Annotated in this window: 22 protein-coding genes; 15 read left to right on the forward strand and 7 right to left on the reverse strand. The window is 69.4% G+C overall.

What is annotated here, in order from left to right:
- Nucleotides 1–166: 166 nt before the first annotated feature.
- The 5 genes from tuf to OG357_RS15555 all read right to left on the reverse strand — a co-directional run bounded on the left by tuf (nt 167) and on the right by OG357_RS15555 (nt 5,332).
- The gene (gene tuf, locus OG357_RS15535; protein WP_317598385.1) at nt 167–1,360 is read right to left on the reverse strand and encodes an elongation factor Tu; all 1,194 of its coding nucleotides are present in this window, start codon (nt 1,358–1,360) and stop codon (nt 167–169) included.
- A gap of 151 nt (nt 1,361–1,511) precedes the next feature.
- Nucleotides 1,512–3,641, reverse strand: coding sequence for an elongation factor G (gene fusA, locus OG357_RS15540; RefSeq protein WP_329621709.1), 2,130 nt, complete (start codon nt 3,639–3,641; stop codon nt 1,512–1,514).
- Between the two features lie 39 nt (nt 3,642–3,680).
- Entirely contained in the window at nt 3,681–4,151 is a 471-nt protein-coding gene (gene rpsG, locus OG357_RS15545; protein ID WP_024755400.1) for a 30S ribosomal protein S7, read from the reverse strand.
- Between the two features lie 2 nt (nt 4,152–4,153).
- Nucleotides 4,154–4,525, reverse strand: a complete 372-nt coding sequence (gene rpsL, locus OG357_RS15550; protein WP_003948652.1) for a 30S ribosomal protein S12 — start codon at nt 4,523–4,525, stop codon at nt 4,154–4,156.
- 357 nt (nt 4,526–4,882) lie between these two features.
- Entirely contained in the window at nt 4,883–5,332 is a 450-nt protein-coding gene (locus OG357_RS15555) for a helix-turn-helix transcriptional regulator (protein ID WP_329621710.1), read from the reverse strand.
- 252 nt (nt 5,333–5,584) lie between these two features.
- On the opposite strand from OG357_RS15555, the gene OG357_RS15560 reads away from it, so the two are divergent.
- The 3 genes from OG357_RS15560 to OG357_RS15570 all read left to right on the forward strand — a co-directional run bounded on the left by OG357_RS15560 (nt 5,585) and on the right by OG357_RS15570 (nt 6,862).
- On the forward strand, nt 5,585–5,860 hold the full coding sequence (locus OG357_RS15560) for a WhiB family transcriptional regulator (RefSeq protein ID WP_329621711.1): 276 nt from the start codon (nt 5,585–5,587) through the stop codon (nt 5,858–5,860).
- 94 nt (nt 5,861–5,954) lie between these two features.
- A complete protein-coding gene (locus OG357_RS15565) occupies nt 5,955–6,656 on the forward strand; it encodes a hypothetical protein (protein ID WP_329625599.1) in 702 nt (233 codons plus the stop codon).
- Complete coding sequence (locus OG357_RS15570) at nt 6,650–6,862, forward strand: hypothetical protein (protein ID WP_329621712.1); 213 nt, start codon at nt 6,650–6,652, stop codon at nt 6,860–6,862. Before OG357_RS15565 ends, OG357_RS15570 begins: the two co-directional genes overlap by 7 nt.
- Before the next feature lie 51 nt (nt 6,863–6,913).
- Here OG357_RS15570 and OG357_RS15575 read toward each other — a convergent pair whose 3' ends face one another.
- Nucleotides 6,914–7,741, reverse strand: a complete 828-nt coding sequence (locus tag OG357_RS15575) for a hypothetical protein (RefSeq protein WP_329621713.1) — start codon at nt 7,739–7,741, stop codon at nt 6,914–6,916.
- Between the two features lie 257 nt (nt 7,742–7,998).
- Here OG357_RS15575 and OG357_RS15580 point away from each other — a divergent pair, with 257 nt between their 5' ends.
- From OG357_RS15580 to OG357_RS15595, 4 genes are all read left to right on the forward strand, one after another.
- Entirely contained in the window at nt 7,999–8,409 is a 411-nt protein-coding gene (locus OG357_RS15580; protein WP_329621714.1) for a hypothetical protein, read from the forward strand.
- Nucleotides 8,410–8,571: 162 nt separating this feature from the next.
- On the forward strand, nt 8,572–9,183 hold the full coding sequence (locus tag OG357_RS15585; RefSeq protein WP_329621715.1) for a phage tail tube protein: 612 nt from the start codon (nt 8,572–8,574) through the stop codon (nt 9,181–9,183).
- Nucleotides 9,184–9,274: 91 nt separating this feature from the next.
- On the forward strand, nt 9,275–9,565 hold the full coding sequence (locus OG357_RS15590; protein ID WP_329621716.1) for a hypothetical protein: 291 nt from the start codon (nt 9,275–9,277) through the stop codon (nt 9,563–9,565).
- A 113-nt stretch (nt 9,566–9,678) separates the two neighbouring features.
- Nucleotides 9,679–9,996 carry a hypothetical protein gene (locus tag OG357_RS15595; protein ID WP_329625600.1) on the forward strand — a complete coding sequence of 106 codons (318 nt, stop codon included), beginning with the start codon at nt 9,679–9,681 and terminating at the stop codon, nt 9,994–9,996.
- A 26-nt stretch (nt 9,997–10,022) separates the two neighbouring features.
- On the opposite strand, the gene OG357_RS15600 is transcribed toward OG357_RS15595, so the two are convergent.
- A complete protein-coding gene (locus tag OG357_RS15600) occupies nt 10,023–10,823 on the reverse strand; it encodes a hypothetical protein (protein ID WP_329621717.1) in 801 nt (266 codons plus the stop codon).
- A gap of 302 nt (nt 10,824–11,125) precedes the next feature.
- On the opposite strand from OG357_RS15600, the gene OG357_RS15605 reads away from it, so the two are divergent.
- The 8 genes from OG357_RS15605 to OG357_RS15640 all read left to right on the forward strand — a co-directional run bounded on the left by OG357_RS15605 (nt 11,126) and on the right by OG357_RS15640 (nt 19,752).
- Complete coding sequence (locus OG357_RS15605) at nt 11,126–11,338, forward strand: hypothetical protein (protein WP_141295727.1); 213 nt, start codon at nt 11,126–11,128, stop codon at nt 11,336–11,338.
- Nucleotides 11,339–11,429: 91 nt separating this feature from the next.
- The gene (locus OG357_RS15610; protein WP_329621718.1) at nt 11,430–12,404 is read left to right on the forward strand and encodes a hypothetical protein; all 975 of its coding nucleotides are present in this window, start codon (nt 11,430–11,432) and stop codon (nt 12,402–12,404) included.
- A gap of 31 nt (nt 12,405–12,435) precedes the next feature.
- Nucleotides 12,436–13,635, forward strand: coding sequence for a phage tail protein (locus tag OG357_RS15615; protein ID WP_329621719.1), 1,200 nt, complete (start codon nt 12,436–12,438; stop codon nt 13,633–13,635).
- Nucleotides 13,632–14,885, forward strand: coding sequence for a tape-measure protein (locus OG357_RS15620; protein ID WP_329621720.1), 1,254 nt, complete (start codon nt 13,632–13,634; stop codon nt 14,883–14,885). The genes OG357_RS15615 and OG357_RS15620 overlap by 4 nt, the downstream gene beginning before the upstream one ends.
- A 135-nt stretch (nt 14,886–15,020) precedes the next feature.
- On the forward strand, nt 15,021–15,944 hold the full coding sequence (locus OG357_RS15625) for a phage distal tail protein (RefSeq protein WP_329621721.1): 924 nt from the start codon (nt 15,021–15,023) through the stop codon (nt 15,942–15,944).
- A gap of 88 nt (nt 15,945–16,032) precedes the next feature.
- On the forward strand, nt 16,033–17,229 hold the full coding sequence (locus OG357_RS15630) for a hypothetical protein (RefSeq protein ID WP_329621722.1): 1,197 nt from the start codon (nt 16,033–16,035) through the stop codon (nt 17,227–17,229).
- A 49-nt stretch (nt 17,230–17,278) separates the two neighbouring features.
- Nucleotides 17,279–18,571 (forward strand): hypothetical protein, encoded by a 1,293-nt coding sequence (locus tag OG357_RS15635; protein WP_329621723.1) that lies wholly within the window; start codon nt 17,279–17,281, stop codon nt 18,569–18,571.
- A gap of 32 nt (nt 18,572–18,603) precedes the next feature.
- On the forward strand, nt 18,604–19,752 hold the full coding sequence (locus OG357_RS15640) for a hypothetical protein (protein WP_329621724.1): 1,149 nt from the start codon (nt 18,604–18,606) through the stop codon (nt 19,750–19,752).

Below are 19,752 nucleotides of genomic sequence, written 5' to 3' on the forward strand. Positions count from 1 at the left end.
CGAGGCCGCCCGCGCGGCCACGACATCGGACGACAGTATTTCTCGAACTTCCCCAAAGATCTTTTTCGGCGGTGCCGGGAACCGCCGGGAACGCGAGAAGGCCCCGCACCTTTCGGTGCGGGGCCTTCTCTTGCAGCTCGTTGGAGCTACCAGGTCAGATCACAGATCAGGCAGTGATCGAGACGACCTGGCCGGCGCCGACGGTCCGGCCACCCTCACGGATGGCGAACTTGAGGCCCTCCTCCATGGCGATGGGCTGGATCAGCTCAACGCTCATGGCGGTGTTGTCGCCCGGCATGACCATCTCGGTGCCCTCGGGGAGGGTCACGACGCCGGTCACGTCCGTGGTACGGAAGTAGAACTGCGGGCGGTAGTTGTTGAAGAACGGGGTGTGACGGCCACCCTCGTCCTTCGACAGGATGTAGGCCTGGGCCTCGAAGTTCGTGTGCGGCGTGACCGAACCCGGCTTGATGATGACCTGGCCGCGCTCGACGTCCTCGCGCTTGATGCCACGGAGGAGCAGACCGACGTTCTCACCGGCCTGGCCCTCGTCGAGCAGCTTGCGGAACATCTCGATACCGGTGACCGTGGTGGTGGTCTTCTCGGTCTTGATACCGATGATGTCGACGGTCTCGTTGACCTTGAGGACACCACGCTCGATACGACCGGTGACGACGGTGCCACGACCGGTGATCGTGAAGACGTCCTCGATCGGCATGAGGAACGGCTTGTCGACCTCGCGCTCGGGCTGCGGGATCGACTCGTCGACGGCCTTCATGAGACCGAGGAGAGCCTCGCCCCACTCCTTGTCGCCCTCGAGCGCCTTGAGCGCCGAGACGCGGACGACCGGAAGGTCGTCGCCCGGGAAGTCGTACTCGGAGAGGAGCTCACGCACCTCGAGCTCGACGAGCTCCAGGATCTCCTCGTCGTCCACCATGTCGGCCTTGTTCAGGGCGACGACGATGTACGGAACGCCGACCTGGCGGGCCAGGAGCACGTGCTCCTTGGTCTGCGGCATCGGGCCGTCGGTGGCCGCGACCACGAGGATGGCGCCGTCCATCTGCGCCGCACCCGTGATCATGTTCTTGATGTAGTCCGCGTGACCGGGGCAGTCAACGTGGGCGTAGTGACGCGACTCGGTCTGGTACTCGACGTGCGCGATCGAGATGGTGATACCGCGCTGGCGCTCCTCGGGAGCCTTGTCGATCTGGTCGAAGGCCGAGGCCTCGTTCAGGTCCGGGTACGCGTCGTGCAGCACCTTGGTAATGGCGGCCGTGAGGGTCGTCTTACCGTGGTCAATGTGACCGATGGTGCCGATGTTGACGTGCGGCTTAGTCCGCTCGAACTTTGCCTTCGCCACTGAATCCTCCTGCGGAGTGGTTCTGTACGCCTTGCTTCATCGGCGCCAGGTGATCTTTGCTGGGATGCCATCCACCGGGGCCCGATTCCTCGGGTTTCGGGGGTCGAGCCCCGGCGACTGGTGTCAAGCCTAAAGCGTGAACTCGGAAGAGTTACTCGCCCTTGGCCTTCGCGATGATCTCCTCGGCGACGTTCCGCGGAACCTCGGCGTAGGAGTCGAACTGCATCGAGTAGCTTGCGCGACCCGAGGTCTTGCTGCGGAGGTCTCCGACGTAGCCGAACATCTCCGAGAGGGGCACGAGGCCCTTCACGACGCGAGCGCCGCTGCGCTCCTCCATGGCCTGAATCTGACCACGGCGGGAGTTGATGTCGCCGATGACCTCACCCATGTAGTCCTCGGGCGTGGTGACCTCGACGGACATCATGGGCTCGAGGATGACCGGCGAAGCCTTACGCGCGGCCTCCTTGAAGGCCTGCGAACCGGCGATCTTGAACGCGAGCTCGGAGGAGTCGACCTCGTGGTAGCCACCGTCGAGAAGGATGACGCGGACGCCAGTCATCTCGTAGCCGGCCAGGATGCCGAACTGCATGGCCTCCTGCGCACCCGCGTCGACCGAAGGGATGTACTCCTTCGGGATGCGGCCACCGGTGACCTTGTTCACGAACTCGTACGTGGCGTCGCCGTCCGTGATCGGCTCGATCGCGATCTGCACCTTGGCGAACTGACCGGTACCACCGGTCTGCTTCTTGTGGGTGTAGTCCACGCGCTCGACGACCTTGCGGATCGTCTCGCGGTACGCGACCTGCGGCTTGCCGACGTTCGCCTCGACCTTGAACTCGCGACGCATACGGTCGACGAGGATGTCGAGGTGAAGCTCGCCCATACCACCGATGATGGTCTGGCCGGTCTCCTCGTCCGAGTGCACCTGGAAGGAGGGGTCCTCCTCCGCGAGACGCTGGATGGCGACACCCAGCTTCTCCTGGTCACCCTTGGACTTGGGCTCGATCGCGACCTGAATGACCGGCGCCGGGAAGTCCATGGACTCCAGGATGACCGGGTTCTTGTCGTCGCACAGCGTCTCACCGGTGGTGGTCTGCTTCAGGCCCATGACGGCGACGATGTCGCCGGCGCCCACCGAGTCGATCTCCTCACGCTTGTTCGCGTGCATGCGGTAGATCTTGCCGATGCGCTCCTTCTTGCCCTTGACGGAGTTCAGCACCGCGGTGCCGGCCTCCAGGCGACCGGAGTAGATCCGGACGAAGGTGAGCTTGCCGAGGTGCGGGTCGCTCGCGATCTTGAACGCGAGGGCCGACAGCGGCTCGTCGTCGGACGGCTTGCGCTTGACGACCAGCTCCGCGTCCTTGACGTCGTGGCCCTCGATGGCCTCGACGTCCAGGGGGGAGGGAAGGTAGCGCACGACCGCGTCGAGCAGGGGCTGGACGCCCTTGTTCTTGAACGCGGTGCCACAGAAGACGGGGGTGACCGTCTTCTCGCCGCCACCCTTGCCGGAGGCAATGGTGATGCGACGGACGGCGGCGTAGAGCTGCTCCTCGGTGGGCTCGACGCCCTCGAGGAAGAGCTCCATGAGCTCCTCGTCGTTCTCGGAGACGGACTCGATCAGCTTGCCGCGGTACTCGTCGGCGAGCTCGGTCAGGTTCTCCGGGATGTCGACGACGTCGTACATCTCGCCCTTGGACGCGTCCGCGGACCAGACCAGGGCCTTCATGCGGACGAGGTCCACAACACCCTGGAAGTCCATCTCGGCGCCGATGGGCAGCTGCATGACGATCGGGACCGCGCCAAGGCGGTTCACGATCATGTCGACGCAGCGCAGGAAGTCGGCGCCCGTACGGTCGAGCTTGTTGACGAAGCAGATACGCGGGACGCCGTAGCGGTCCGCCTGTCGCCAAACGGTCTCGGACTGGGGCTCGACGCCGGCCACACCGTCGAACACGGTGACAGCACCGTCGAGCACGCGCAGCGAACGCTCCACCTCGACGGTGAAGTCGACGTGACCCGGCGTGTCGATGATGTTGATCGTGTGATCGACATTCTCGAGCGGCCAGTGGCAGGTCGTCGCGGCGGACGTGATCGTGATGCCGCGCTCCTGCTCCTGCTCCATCCAGTCCATCGTGGCAGCGCCGTCGTGGACTTCACCGATCTTGTAAGAGACGCCGGTGTAGAACAGGATCCGCTCGGTGGTGGTCGTCTTGCCCGCGTCGATGTGCGCCATGATGCCGATGTTGCGCACCTTGGCAAGGTCAAGCGAAGTGGTAGCCATATCGGCTCAGTCTTCTCTCGGTCTCGATGTGGGTTGCGACTACCAGCGGTAGTGCGCGAAGGCCTTGTTGGACTCGGCCATCTTGTGCGTGTCCTCACGCTTCTTGACAGCAGCGCCGAGGCCGTTGGAGGCGTCGAGCAGCTCGTTCAGAAGGCGCTCGGTCATGGTCTTCTCGCGACGGGCGCGGGAGTAACCGACGAGCCAGCGGAGGGCCAGCGTGGACGCGCGGCCCGGCTTGACCTCGATCGGCACCTGGTAGGTGGCGCCACCGACACGGCGGGACTTGACCTCGAGGGACGGCTTGACGTTCTCAAGCGCGCGCTTCAGCGTGATGACCGGGTCCTGGCCGGTCTTCTCGCGAAGACCCTCCATGGCGCCGTACACGATGCGCTCGGCGGTGGAACGCTTGCCGTCAAGCAGGATCTTGTTGATCAGCGAGGTGACAAGAGGAGAGCTGTAGACCGGGTCGATGATGACCGGGCGCTTCGGGGCGGGGCCCTTACGAGGCATTCTTACTTCTCCTTCTTGGCGCCGTAGCGGCTGCGAGCCTGCTTACGGTTCTTGACGCCCTGCGTGTCGAGGGAACCGCGGATGATCTTGTAACGAACACCCGGCAGGTCCTTCACACGGCCACCACGCACGAGCACGATGGAGTGCTCCTGCAGGTTGTGACCCTCACCCGGGATGTAGGCCGTGACCTCGATGCCCGAGGTCAGACGCACACGCGCGACCTTACGGAGGGCCGAGTTCGGCTTCTTCGGGGTGGTCGTGAACACACGCGTGCAGACGCCACGACGCTGAGGGGAACCCTCGAGCGCGGGCGTCTTGTTCTTCTCGACCTTGTCCTGCCGGCCCTTACGGACCAGCTGCTGGATCGTAGGCACTACTTCTCCGGTTTCTGTGTGCCGTCGGTGAAACTAACCTGAAACACTCGCCGACCCACGCGGTCGGGTGTGTCGAATCTCGCGGACCTCCGCCGAAGGCGGAAAAGGCGCGGATCACGGTGGCCGTTTCGCGGACTCGCCGTGCGGCGGAAGACACGCACGGGAGCCCAGGCACACCCCAGGCACAAGGCTTGAGCGTACCTATCGCACGGACTCCGGTCAAAACAAATGCCGACGCGCACGGAGCTCCGGGCAGGGCGAGGCAGGGCGGGGCACCCTCCGGCCGCCCTGGGGAGGGCGCCCGGAGGGGGGCCGCCGGGGTGGACCCGGCGACCCGGAGCGCCCGGACAGAGGTGGTCAGTCGCGCGCGGTCCGCCGCGCCTCGACGGCGGCAGGGTCGTCCAGTCCCTCCTCGTCGGGCTCCAGGAACTGGTTCACGACCTTGACGAAGACGCCCAGGCGCTCGTCGGGCACGCCCAGCCAGCGGGCGAAGTCCTCCATGGTCGGCTGCCAGTCGTTGGGCGGCAGCAGGTCCGCCGCCAGCGGCAGCTCCTCGGGGGTGACCCGGCCGGACCGGATCAGCATGTCCCGCACGGACACCCCGAGGAGCGGGGCGATCCGGCGCATCGTCTCCAGGTCGGGCATGCTCTGCCGCTGGAGCAGGCGCGTCACGGCGGCGCGGTGCACCCCGGCCTCGTCCGCGATCCGGGACTTCCCTCCGCCGCGGGGACTGTCGATGTCGTAGCCGCGCGCTCTCATCAGGCCTTCGACCCAGCCCGCGAATTCGTCGAGCCCTTGACTGGTCATGTGTACCGCTCCCTTACTCCCCACCCTCCGGATTCCATACTTTAGCGTGCTTGCGCGCACAGAATTACGTGCTTTCGGGCACGCAATCGTGTCGAATCGATGAAGGCCCGGTCAGGACATCCCCACAAGTTTGTTGCGCGCTCGCACGCAACGTGTAAGGCTGCTCACCGCCGCACTCGCCGGCCCCCTGAGCCCCAGAAGCCCCACCGGCCCCATGGACGCCCCGGTGGCCCCGGACCGTGGAGAAACCTCTTGTTCCCGACCGACCCGTCCCCCTGGCAGGCCTCCGCCGCGTGCGCCGGCCTCTCCCCGTCCGTCGTCTTCGCCCGCCGGCCCAAGGACGCGGCCCCGGCGCTGCGCGCCTGCGCCGACTGCCCCGTCCGCCGCGAGTGCGAGGCGGCCGTGGCCCCGGCCGAGAGCTACTTCGACGGCGTCTGCGCGGGCCGTCTGTGGCGCAACGGCCGCCCGGCGGACGCCCAGCGCGTCGCGAAGGCGGTCGCGATGGCGGGGAGCCGCCGCCGTGGCTGACCTCACCGACGTCACCGAGCACGCCGATCCTGCCGAGCCCGCCGCCCGTACCGCCGGCCTTTCCGACCGCGCGGACCACACCGTCGAGCTCGTCCTGCGGGACATCACCCTCTGGACCGCCTCCCTCGTACGGCAGTTCCCCGAGCTCTCCGAAGAGCTGGCCCCCGGCCGCCGCTCCCCCGCCGGGACCGCCCCCACCGCCCCGCACCCCGGCCGCGACGAGCTGATCCGCGAGGAGCGGCGTGAGGCGCTGCTCCTCGAACAGCGGCACGGCCTCTCCGTCCCCGGGCACGGCGCCGCCCCGATCCGGCTCCACATCTCCGACGCCATCCGGGACATCACCGACGGCGTGGTGGAGCTGGAGGACGCGGTCTGCGCCCGGCTCGCCCTGCCGCGGCCGCGCCGGGCCGGGGTGATCGAACGGCTGCGGCGGATCGTCGGGCTGCTCGACGCCGTCGCCGCCCATCCGGTCCTCGCCCGGCACGTCCGGGACGAGATCCGGCGGATGGCCCGCCGCTGCGCGCGGACGCTGGGCGACGCGGAGACGATCGTCCGGGTCTCGGGGCGCTGCCCGTGGTGCGACTCGGTGTCGCTGCGGGCGTTCCCGGACCGGCGGGCGGTGCTGTGCGTGAACCCGGCGTGCGTGTGCACGGACGAGGCGTGCGGCTGCCAGGACGACCCCGCGTACCGGCACCTGTGGCCGGAGAGCGGGTGGGCGGAACTGACGGAGGCCTCGGGGACCCGTACCGAGGAGATCGAAGCGGCGATGGACGACACGAAGGAGATCCCGTGCTGAGTTCCCCCTCCCTGCCCGCGCTGCCCGCGCTGATCCCCGGGCCGCTCGCCGCCGAGGAGGCCGGGGTCGCCCCCGCGACGATCCGCAAGTGGGTCCAGCTGGGACACCTGCGGGCCGCGGGCAAGGCGGGCCGCGCCCAGCTCTTCCGCCTGGAGGACGTCTTCGCGGCGGAGCGGCTGGCCCGCCGCCGTACGCGTACCGCCTGACCGTCCGTCACCGAAGCGCCCCGATTCCGGATCCGGAATCGGGGCGCTTCGTCATGCCCTCAGGAAGGCGCGCAGGGAGCCGACCAGGGCGTCGGCGAAGCGCTCGCGGACCGGCTCGGGGACGCGGTCGAGGGAGAGGTACGGATTGAGGTCCTCCAGCTCGACGAGGAGCAGCCCGCCCTCCGGGGTGCGGCAGGCGTCGACGCGCTGGATGCCGTGGTCGAGGGTGTTCCAGTCGACGAAACGGCGGGCGAAGGCGAGGTCCTCGGCGGTCGGTTCGTACGGCTCCAGGACCCAGCGGCGCTCGGGGTCGGGGGCGTACAGGGCGTACTGGAAGAGGTCGTCGACGAAGTAGAAGGAGACCTCGTACCGGAAGTCGATGCGCGGCTGGACGAGGAGCTCGCCGTACGGGAAGGCGGTGAGCTCCTCGTACGCCACGAAGCGCAGTCCTATGGAGTCGGCGCCGGCCTTGGGCTTGACCGCGTACTCCGTGGCGTCGGGCAGCCGGTGGAGGTCCTCGGGGCGGTCGGCGGTGGGGATGACGGGGTATCCGGCGGCGGTGAGGTCGAGCAGGTACTGCTTGCCGGCCATGTCGCCGCGCCCGTGGAGGGGGTTGTAGACGCGGGTGCCGAGGGCCAGGGCCCGCTCGCGGAAGGCCTCGTACTCCTTCTGGTAGGCGAGGACCGGGCCGCTGTTGCGGACGACGACGGCGTCGAAGCCCTCCATGAGGGCGGCGGCGTCGAGCGGGTGGCAGAGGGCGAGGTCGAAGTCGGCGCGCAGCCGGGCGGTGAGGTGGATGTCCTCGTCGCCGTAGCGCCGCCCGTTGGCCGGGTAGGCCAGGTCGGTCACGTAGAGCAGGCGGGGGCGGTCGGCGGTCACGGGCGGCTCCCTCGGTTCGGTGGCGGCCAACCTATCGAGCGGGTCGTCTCCGGACTCCGGGAGATCCCCTCGGCGTTCTAGTTGCGTGCGCGCACGATCACTGTCACAGTTGGTGCAGCGGCGGAGCTGCGCCCGCAGGACGGGACGCGGCTCCGCCGTCCGCCGTCCGGGCGCGCTGCCGCGCCCCGCCCCCTCCCGCCGGAGCGCCCCGGGCGGCACCCCGTCCCGCCATCCCTCCCCTCCCGAGGAGAACCGTCATGACCACTCCCCCGAGTGCTTTCCCGGACGTCGAGAAGCTGGTCGTCGACGTCCTCAAGGCCGACCCCGCCCTGGCCGGCGCGACCATCGCGGTCAACGCGCCGGCCGGCTTCGACGGCACGACGAGCGCCGTCCTGGTGAACCGCCGCGGCGGCGCCTGGATCGGCGACCAGCACGTCGACATGCCGCTGATCGAGTTCGAGGTGTACGGGCCGAGCAAGACCGCCGCCCACGTCCTCGCCAACGCGGCCCGGCGGTGCCTGCTCGCCACCATCGGCAAGCAGCTCGGCGCCGGCAACGTCGTCCACGACGTGGAGGAGCAGGACGGGCCGCGCTGGCTGCCCGACTACCTCTACCGGGGCGCCAACCGCTACCTCTGCGTGATCCGCCTCTCCCTGAGCGTCTTCTAGCCGCTCCCTCTGAGCGTCTTCCGAGCCGTTCCGGCTCCCTGACGGACGCTCACCCCACAGACCAGGCCTCGCCGTCCGGCGGGGCCTTTGCCGTACCCGGACCGGATGTCCGGGTGCGGTCGTCACCCCTCTCAACCCATCACCCCAAGGAGAAACACCACCATGGCTGGAAACAACTCTGCCGAGATCCGCGTCGCAGGTGCAGGCAAGCTCTACGTGGCCGACGCCGGCACCCCCGCCCCGGCCACCTTCGGGACCGACGCCGCCGTCGACTGGTCCGGTGCGGGCTGGAAGGACCTCGGTTTCACCACCGGCGACGGCGTCACCTTCTCCAAGAAGGACAAGCTGGAGGCCATCGACTCGTGGCAGTCGGTCTCCCCGGTGCACTACATCTACTCGGCCCGTGACCTCTCGCTGAAGTTCTCGATGCTCCAGTTCAACGAGGACACGCTGCCGTTCTTCATGGGCGGCGGCGCCGTCAAGGCGGAGCCGACCCCGGCGGTCGACACCTACCGCTACGAGATCGCCGAGCGTCCGTTCGCCGACGTGCGCGCCCTCGGCCTGGAGTTCACCGACGTGAAGGCCGGTGGCACGACCGCGGTCACGTACCGCTTCATCATCCCGCGCGGCCAGGTCACCGCCTCCGACGACATCAAGCTGGGCCGCAAGGCGGCCTCCCAGCTCGGTATCACCTTCTCCGCCATGTCGAAGGGCGACGGCAAGCCGCTGGCGACCTTCCTCATGAAGGACAGCCAGTACTCCGCGACTGTCTGATCCCCTTCCCCACCCGGGGCGGGACGGAGAACTCCGTCCCGCCCCACCCCCTCTTCTTCTTCACTCACTCGAACAAGGAGTACGCATCACCATGGCCCGTTTCGACGTCAACGCCGCCCGCGCCCAGCGACAGGAGGCCCACGGACGCAAGTGGTCCTTCGAGCTGGACGGCGAGACCTACACCCTTCCGACCGAGCTCAGCCGCGCCACCGCCAAGGCGCTGCGCAAGCTCGACGACAACGACGTGGACGGCCTTCTCGCGCTCCTGATGGGTGAGGAGCAGTTCGCGCGCTTCGAGCAGCACGACGTGACCGTGCAGGACATCGCCGCCATCCTGGAGGCCTACGGCAAGGAGACCGGGCTCGGCCTGGGGGAAGACTGAGCCTCGTCGAGTTCGTCGACGAACACGCCGAGGCCCTTGAAGCGGACTTCCTCCGCTACTACTCCACCGATCTGCTCGACTGGCACCGCGGCGAGCTCTCCAGCCGCCGGGTCCTGCTGCTGATCAAGCACCTGCCACGGGACAGCGCGCTCCAGCACGAGCTCCACGGCGAGGCCGCCGAGTGGTCGATCACCGACCATCTGCTGGCAGCCACGGTCGACCATCTCGCCGTCGCCAACTGGATGTTCGCCTGCGTCAACACGGGCGAGGACGGCGATCCGCCCGAGGCGCCCAAGCCCGTCCCCCGTCCGGGAAGCACGGACGAGGACGGGGAGGAAGGCGCGGAGGGTGCGGACCAGGACGGGCGGAACACGCCCGCCGGGGAGGACGAAGGAACGTCTCCCCACGCCCTCGCCCGGTTCTTCGGGTGATCCCGCGGCCCCCGGAGCCCCCCCCGTCAGGGAGTGGGCTCCGGGGGCGCTTCCTGTGCTCGCTCGGCGGCCATGTCCTCGGCGAGGGCCCTGGCGCGGTCGGACAGCCGGCGCCCCTTGCTCGCGCGCGAGTCGGGGACGGCGGGTCCGGCCTCCGGCCCGGGTTCGTGGCCGGGTCCGTGGCCGGGGTCCGGGTCACGGCGGTCGGCGGACGGGACGGGCTGGACCGGCACTCCGGCAAGCGGCGGCACGATCGGCCTCCCGCCCTTGCCGCGTACGACCTTCCGTACCGGCTGGGCGTTCCGGCGGGTACGGCTCTCCTGCGCGGTCAGCAGAACCTCGGCTTCCGCGTCCGGCTCAGGGCTCGTCCGGTGCTCCGGTTCGGGCTCGGGGCGCTGGTCGAACAGCTCGCGCTCCTTGCGTACGCGCTCCTCGGCCTCGACGACGGCCGCGGGCGGTTCGAGGAGCCGGGCGAAGGGAAGCGCGATGACCCGGGCGCCCTCCTGCCCGACGTCCGTACGGCGCTGGGGGCGGCGGATTCCACGCGCGTCACCCTGCCCCTGCGCGTAGGCATCGGCGACGCGCTTCTCGTACTCCCTGCGGATACGGGGGAGTTCGTCCGACACTGCCTCGGCCCAGCCGGCGGTGAACGCGGCGGTCTCCCGGCGGTCGATCTCGGCCCGCGGGATCACGACGAGCTCGTCGGGCGCGTACCCGGCGAGGTGGACGAGCTCCGAAAGGTAGGCGAACAGGTGGGGCAGATCGGGGTGGGCGTCGAGCCAGTCGACTACCCGTTCCCCCCGGTTGGCGCCCGGCTCCGTTTCCATGCGTCAGTACTGCCTTCCGCCCCCTGGGGTCCCCGCGCGCCCCTCGCGCCCCTCGCGCCCCGAAGTGGTCGGCCCCAGGAATGCGTCCTCCAGGTTACCCGGTCGAACGCATGACCCGATCAAGGGCCAACCCGTACGGGGGGCGCTGAATGAGACACGCCGTCAGCAGTTTCCCGCTCGACAAACCTCGAACAGATGTTCCACACTCTGTTCGCACAACAGTTCGAAAACGTGGTGCCCCCGCTCCTCACTCCGCGGCGCCGCCACACACGCACGGGCAAGCAACCGGAAGGCAGGCGTCCATGACCCAGCAGGCCGAGGCATCGCGACCGCAGATCCCTCTCCAGGACCGCCTCCGCCAGCTCCTCGACGGACCCGTCGCCCTCGACAAGAGAGCATTGCTGGGCACGTTGTACGCCGAGGTCTCCCGCTACGAGACGCTCGCGTACGTGGCCGGCTGGAACGACGCCCTCGCGACGGCGCGCCGCGGCCCCCGCCGGGGGGAGGACGCCTAGCCACCCCCGCTGCCCCAGACGAACGAGCCCCTGCCGGAACCGGCGGGGGCTTTTCGGCGCTTGGCCCTCACGGGCCGGAAGCGGAGCAACCATGTCCACCCTCAAATTCGACCCAGCGAAAACGATTCCCGAGCTCTCGGAAAACCTGAGGGACCACCACCAGTACCTCTCGAAGATCGACGGCGACCCGCTGCCCACGACCGGCTGGATGAAGCAGCAGCTGGCGCCCGTCAACAAGCTGATCACGGACCTCAAGGCACAGCAGGACAAGGTCGCCGAGGAGGTCGTCAAGCCCACCTGGGAACAGGTCATGGAGAAGCTGGGCCTCGGACCGGTGGCCGAGATCATCAAGAAGGGCATCGAGGGGGGCATCGGGGCCGCCATCGTCGCCGGCTTCGTCGCCCTCGGCGGCATCATCGTCCCCCTCCTCATGATCGCGCTCGGTGCCTTCCTGGTCTTCAAGCTGCAGAAGTGGCACGCCTCCAGGAACGCCAACAACGAGACGGTCGGCATGCGTGCCGACGGCAGCTTCGGCCGACGGAACTTCACGGACATCCAGAACGAGCGAAACGGCGTCGCCGGCGGCGGCATCGCCGACCTCCCGGCGAACGCCAACTTCGACAACCTGCGCGACCAGCTCACGCTGCTGAACCCGCAGCTGGAGACGTTCAACAAGCACGCCCCCGACTTCGTCACGCATTTCAAGAAGCTGCCGACCGAAAGCAAGGCCACCAAGGCGGCGAAGGGCGTCAAGGCCGTCGCCGAAGCCGTCGCCGGCGTCAACCACCAGGCGATGCCCCTGGTCTCCAGCGGCATGGGAAAGATCACCGGCGCCGTGCGGAACTCGGATCCCAAGAAGACCGCCGACTTCGCCAAGGCCATCGGGCAGGTGAAGTCCGCCATGGACGGCCTCGACGTGGACAAGGTCCCCAAGGTGGCGACCTTCCAGAACGCGGCCAACGCGGCCAAGGAACTCGCCCAGCACGCCGGGACCCTCTCCGGGCGGATGCGCGACTTCGCCACGGCCGTCCGTGACCTCAACCGCGAGATGAACCCGGCCACCTGATCCCCGCCCCACCCCGAAAGGAGGTACATCCATGTCCCTCGTCAGAAACCTGAAGAACGCGTCCACCGGCCTCGGCACCCTCAAGACCCAGGCATCCGGCGCCGCCACGTCCGTCAAGAAGGTCGGCGACGCCGGCAAGGCGGCGAACGGCCAGCTCAAGAACCTCAAGACCGCCGCCCAGGGCTCCACCGGCCAGCTCAAGAACCTGAAGACCGCCTCGGACCAGGCCGAGCGCGCCATGAAGAAGGCCGGCGACACCGCGCAGTCGGCCGGCGGCAAGCTCGGCAAGTACGAGTCGGGCGCCGGCAAGGCCGCCAAGGGCCAGGACAAGCTCAACAAGTCCATGAAGGGCAACATCCTCGCCCGGCTCCTCGAACTCTTCATGCCGCTCATCGAGAAGATCGTCGAAATGGCGATGCGCTCGAAGACGATGCAGACGGTCATGAAGAAGGCGTTCGACGCCATCAAGACCGTCATCAGCGCCGTCATGAAGGCCATCGGGCCGATCATGAAGAAGGCCGGCGACCTGATCAAGACGGTCTGGAACGGCATCAAGAGCGCCATCTCCACCGTCGTCAAGGCCGTCGCGACGGTAATCAAGACCTACGTGAACATCTGGAAGTCCGTCATCACCACGGTGATGAACGCGATCAAGAGCGTCATCAGCGGGGTCTGGAAGGGCATCAAGGCCGTCATCACGCCGGTCGTCGACTGGATCAAGAGTGCGATCCCGCAGGCGTTCACCGCCGTCAAGGACAAGATGTCGTCCATCTGGAACGGCCTCAAGGACATCGCGTCCCGGGCGTTCGACGGCATCAAGAGCGGCGTGAAGGGCCCCATCAACTCCGTCATCGGCCTCATCAACTCGATGATCGGAAGCCTCAACCGCGTCAAGGTCAGCGTCCCCGGCTGGGTCCCGGTCGTCGGCGGCAAGACCTTCGGCGTCAACCTGCCGACCATCCCCATGCTCGCCACCGGTGGTGTCGTCATGCCCCGCCACGGCGGTGTCCCGGCGATCCTCGCCGAGGCCGGCGAGGCCGAGGCCGTCCTCCCACTCTCCAAGCTGGACCGGCTGCTCGCCCTCACCGCCCAGCGCGCCCGTACGGCCGCCGGCCCCCAGCTCGGCCGGGAGGGCGCCGGACTGCACATCGAGCACTACCACGCCGCCCGCAACAACGACCCCCAGTCCACGGCGGATGCCCTGATGTACCTGGCGAAGGCACGCGGATGAGTGCCGTCGCGGCCATGCCGAACTTCCGCGGGGTCGCCGCACCGATGGGCAACCTACGGCGGGGGCTCGACGGGGCGGGCGGCTCACTGAGACAGCTCAGGCAGGGCGTTCAACATGCCGCGAGGGGCGCCGGCGACCTCAACGCCGCGGTCCGCAACGCCGGAACCACCCTGCGGAACCTCGGCCGCGACGCCACCGGCGCCGCCACCGCCGTGACCAAGATCCGCCGCTCCACCGCCCCCGCCGGCGTCAAGCGGTTCGGCACCGCCGCCGGCAAGGCCCGGACCGCCGCCGCCAAGATCGGCACCGGCGTCGGCGCGATCCTCGCCCTCCTGATCCCGATGCTCCCCGTCACCGACGTCATCACCAAGCTGATGGGCACCTTCGGCACCGTCATGACCGTCGCCTCGGTCGCCATGATCGCCATCAACGTCGCCATGCGGGCCAACCCGCTCGGCTTCGTCGTCGGCATCATCGTGCCCATCGCGGCGGCCATCATCGAGTTCGCACTGAACTCCGAGACCGGCCAGCAGATCATGCAGCAGGTCTTCGAGCGCGCCCTCGCGGTCATCGAGGAGATCTGGGCGTTCCTCGCCCCGTTCGTGGAGATGATCGGGACGGCGGTCGGGACCTACTTCGAGGGGTACCTGGCCCTGATCACCGGAGTGATCACGGGCATCGGCGTCGTCATCGGCGGGGTGTCGCAGCTCGGCACCGCCGTCTCCTCGGCGTGGAACGCGCTGCGCGGGATCGCCTCGGGCGCGATGGACGGCATCAAGAACGCCGTACGGCCGGTGGTCTCCTGGATCACCGACTCCGTCCCCGGCTTCTTCCGGACCGCGAAGGACGCGGTCTCCGGAGCCCTGCGCGGGATCGGCGACCTGATCGAGGGTGCCCTGAGCACCGTGATCGGGGTCGTCAAGGGTCCGATCAACGGCCTGATCGCCTTCGTGAACTGGATCATCGACGGTCTCGACAAGCTCAGCTTCGAGATCCCCTTCACCGGCAAGAAGTTCGGCGTCGACCTCGACAAGATCCCGATGCTCGCCGACGGCGGCATCGTCTTCCCCGGCGGCGACGCGGACGAGTACCGCATCGATTCGCTCTCCCAGCTGGAGAACCGCCGCGTCCCGGCCCTCTCCGAGCCGCCCCGGCGGCCGCACCGGATCAGGGAGTTCCACGAGGCGCCGGGCGCCGGGCCCCGGTCGGCCGCCGAGGACCTGCTCTTCCTCGCGACCGCCCGCGGCTGATCGGCCGCCTGCGCGACCGAGCGAAGACCCGCCCCCGAACGACCGTCCGCCGGCGAGCGACCGTCCGCCACCGCCGAGCGGCCGTCCGCCGACCCACCCCGCCGACCTCCCATCAGAAGTGAGGTGACGGCCCCCATGGCCGAGACCACCACCGCATACGCCGGAAACACCTACACCGCCGACCTCGCGCCCGGCTCACTGATCACCCAGGACGGGCAGATCCAGTGGGCCGGGCTTCTCATCGGGCCCGGCACGCCGTTCAACATCGACAAGTCCGGCCTGTCGGGCTGGGAAGACCTGCCCGAGTACGACTCCTCCGACGCCGACCGGCCGACGTCCCACGGCGCCTGGCCGGGCTCCCGGTTCGCCAAGCCGCGCAAGGTCGGCGGCACGGTCGTGCTGATCCCGGAGTTCAACCAGGCCTCCGAGGCCATCCGCGCGCTGCGCCAGGCGCTCGCCCTCCTCGACGAGGAGCGCTGGCTCACCGTCCGGCTGCACGGCGAACTGCTCGCCGTACGCGCCCGGATCGCCCAGCGCGTCGTCCCCGCCGACCAGGGCTTCGCCACCCAGGGCAGCTCGCGCATGTCCGTCCAGTGGCTGGCGTCCGACCCGCGCCGGTACGGCGTCACCGAGCAGATGGTCAGCACGACGGCCCCGCAGCCCGAGCGAGGTCTCGAATGGCCCCTCACCTGGCCGCTCACCTGGGGCGAGGCCAAGAGCACGGGTGACGCCGTCGCCGAGAACACCGGCTCCGCCCCCTGCCATCCGGTGATCGTCTTCCGCGGCCCGTGCTCCGTCCCCACCGTCACCGAGCGGACCACGCGCCGCCGGCTCCGGTACGCGATCGACCTGGCCGCCGGCGACGAACTCGTCGTCGACACCGGCGCGGGCACGGTCATGCTCAACAACTCCGCGTCCCGACGGCACACCGCGATGGCCGACTCCAACCCGGAGGAGCTGTTCGCGCTCGAACCGGGCCGTACCGAGCTGTCCTTCCGGCCCGACTCGGCCACCCCGGACGCCACGATGACCGTCCGCTGGCGCAGCGCCGAATGGTGACCCGCCACCTCTGATCCAGGCCTCCGAACCCGGCCCCCGATCCCCACACCCCTGATCCGCCACCCCGACCGTCACGGAGAGGTGACCCATGACCGTACGCGCCGCTTGGCTCCAGACCACCGGCCAGACCCGCGAGGACACCCGGCTCGCCCTCGCCGCCCTGCTCACCCCCAGTGGCCAGAGCGCCGAGGAGACCCCGCTGCGCTCGCGGTCGGGCATCGTGCCGGGCGGTCTCGTCCTCACCGGCAGCTCGCCCATGCAGTGCACCATCGGCACCGGACGAGCGATCGTCCAGGGCAAGGACACCGCCCAGGGCGCCTACCTCGTCGCCGTCACCTCCCCGGAGCTCCTCACCATCGCCGACGGCGACCCGATGTACGACCGGATCGACCTGATCGAACTGGCCGTCGTCGACGACGCCTACGACCGCACCGGTGCCACGGAGGCGGTGGTACGCCTGGTCAAGGGCACCCCCGCCGCCTCCCCCACCGCGCCGGCGAGCGGACCGGGCAGCACGATCCCGCTCTACACGGTCCTCGTACCGAAGGGCATCTCCGCCGGCGCAGGCGGCATCCAGTGGACCACCTCGGCGGTCACCACCATGCACTGGCCGGTCGTGGCCCTCGGCGGCATCATGCCCACCAGCGGCTTCAAGGGCGCGTACGTCGGCCAGTACCGCGACACCGCCGGACTCTTGCAGCGCTGGGACGGCACGACCTGGGTCTCGTACCCGAAGCCCGTCGGCGGCATCGCCCCGAGCACCACGACCACCGGCGCCTACACCGGCCAGTACCGGGACAACGGCGGCGGACTGCAGCGCTGGAACGGGGCCTCCTGGCAGTACGTCGAAGGCGCCTCGACCGTGCTGTTCAGCGCCACGCAGTGGCTGACCGCCCAGGCACAGAGCGTCCCCCCCAACACCTGGACCGTGCTCAACCTGCCCACCGTCGAGGTCGACGACGCCACCGCCTGGACCACGAACAACACCTACACCGTGCCGCGCACCGGCTGGTGGCGGGTCTCCGCACACGCCACCTGGGCCAACGAATCCCAGACCGGCATGCGCGGCGCCCGTGTCTCGGTCGCCGGCGTCGGACAGGGCCGGCTGACCTGGCTCACCCCCGCCGGCAACGGCGCCATATCCGTGGGCGGCAGCAGCCCGATCAGGCTCGTCGCCGGCGAGACCCTCCAGCTCTCCGGCTTCCACAACCACACCGCGGCGATCAAGACCCTCGGCGGCTCGGGCTACGCCTGCACCCTCTCCGCCGAATGGATCAGGTCCTGACTCCCCCGCACGCCGAACCGTCCCTCGACTCCTCGAACGGAGAATCCCCATGAACCTGCGCAGCAGCTGGGTCGCCGAGACCGGCCAGACCCGCGAGGACACCCGCCTCACCCAGACCGGTGTGACGACGCTGACCAACCCCGTCCAGGTCCGCTCCGGCGTCCTGCCGGGCTCGTACACCGGCGAGTACCGGCTGTCCGGCTTCTGGACGAAGGGCGAATCCGCCATGACGGCGCTCGTCTCCGAGGGCCGGGCCGTGATCCAGGGCGAGATCTCCCAGGGCGTCTACCCGGTCACCCTGCCGAGCTCCGTGGTCGTCACCTTCGATCCGGGCGACGCCCAGTACGGCCGCATCGACCTGATCGTCGTCCGGATCTACGACAACCTCTACGACTCCTCGAACCGCAACGAGGCGAAGGTCGAGATCATCAAGGGCGTCCCCGCCCAGGCGCCTCAGGCCCCGGCCGTCCCGCCGCGCTGCCTCGCGCTGTACGCGGTGACCGTCCCGGCCACCGTCAGCGCGGGCAACGGCGGCATCCCGTGGGCCACCGCCCTCAAGGACCTGCGCACCCCGGTCGTCGGCCTCGGCGGCATCCTCCCCGTCGAGGGCCCGGTCTTCCCGGGCGCCTACCCGGGCCAGTACCAGGACTCGGGCGGCGCCCTCCAGCGCTGGGACGGCAGCGCCTGGGTGCCGTACCCGTCCGCGCTCGGCGGCATCGCCCCGGCCGGCATGGTCACCACGGCCAGCTACGCGGGCCAGTACCGGGACGCCGGCGGCACCCTCCAGCGCTGGGACGGAAACTCCTGGGTGCCGATCGGCGGCATCGCCCCGGCCGGCACGATCACCAACGGCAGCTACCCGGGCCAGTACCGGGACGCCGGCGGCACCCTTCAGCGCTGGAACGGCACGGTGTGGGGGTCGGCGGTGCCCGGCCCGTACTTCGTCGACAACAGCGACTACGGCGACACCACGTCGCTCACATGGACCTCGACACTCGCGGGACGCGCCACGAACCCGCTCGCGCTCAACTTCGTCGCCCCGGCGTCGAGGTCCGTCGTGGTCAGCTTCGGCGCCCGCATGAAGTCGCACAGTGCCGACCACTACGCGTTCATGGCGCTCAAGCTCACCCAGGGAGCCACGGTCGTCGGCGACCTCGACGACGAGTACGCGACGGTCGCCGCCAGCCCGCACCTGATCTCGGTGGCCACCACGCGTCGGCTGTCGAACCTGACCGCGGGCGCGACGTACACCCTCACGGCCTTCTTCAAGATGGTCACCAACTCCACCTCCCTCAAGGGCGGTTACGACAACACGTTCATCAAGGTCGACCCGCTTCCGTAACCGCCGCCGCCATCACCACTCCGGGAGAACCCATGACCTTGCACTCCGGTTGGCTCGCCCCCACAGGACAGACCCGCCAGGGCACCCGCCACACCGCCGTCGGTGCCACCACCCCGGCCACTCCGCTCACCGCCCGCTCCGGCATCCTGCCCGGCACCAACGACGGCAAGTACCGCGTCGGCGGCCTGTGGATGAGCGGCAGCGGCCCGATGACCGCCACCGTCTACGCCGGCCGGGCGGTCGTCCAGGGCCCCGCCGTCCAGGGCACCTACCCCGTCACCCTCGACCAGGACACCGTCGTCACCTTCGCCGACGGCGACCCGCTGAACGACCGGATCGACCTCGTCGTCCTGCGCGTGTACGACGACCAGTACGACAGCTCGCAGCAGAGCAAGGCCGCCATCGAGATCGTCAAGGGCACCCCGTCGGCCGTCCCCGCGGTCCCGGCGGCGCCCCCGGTCTCCCTCGCCCTGTTCAGCGTCAAGGTGGTGGCCGGCACCTCCGCCGGCTCCAACGGCATCCTCTGGTCGGGGACCGGCATCGTCACCGACCTGCGCGTCACGACGGCCAGCGTCGGCGGCATCCTGCCCGTCTACAACAACGCGGCCGTGCCCGGCGCCTACCCGGGCCAGTACCAGGACAACGACAACGCGCACTTCCTCCAGCGCTGGGACGGCACCGGCTGGATCGCGTACCCCAAGGAGGTCGGCGGCATCGCCGCCAACGGCACCCTGCCCACGGGCAGTTACACCGGGCAGTTCCGCGAGACGAACGGCGTCCTCCAGCGCTGGAACGGCACCACCTGGGCGAACTACCACCCGCCGCTCGACCACGAGACCATCACCACCGGCGCCACCGCGCTGACCGGCTGGAGCATGTCGTCGTTCTGGGCCCGCCGCACCCGCGGCGGCGTCGTCACGGTGCGCATCAGCGTCATCCGCACCGGCGAGAACATCACCGCCAGCGCCAGCGGAGGCATCAGCGACTACCCCCTCGTCACGCTGCCGGCGGGCTGGTCCCCGGGCACGACGTTCGACGCCGTGGCCTCCAACTCCATAGGTTCCGGCACCGCCACGATCTACAACTTCACCAACGCGCAGATCACTCTGCGCGACTGGAGCGCCAACGGCTCCATCGGCACCACCGGGGGACTGAACGTCTCCGCCACCTACGTCCAGTAA

The organism is Streptomyces sp. NBC_01255, from assembly GCF_036226445.1.
In the GTDB taxonomy this organism is placed as follows: Bacteria; Actinomycetota; Actinomycetes; order Streptomycetales; family Streptomycetaceae; genus Streptomyces.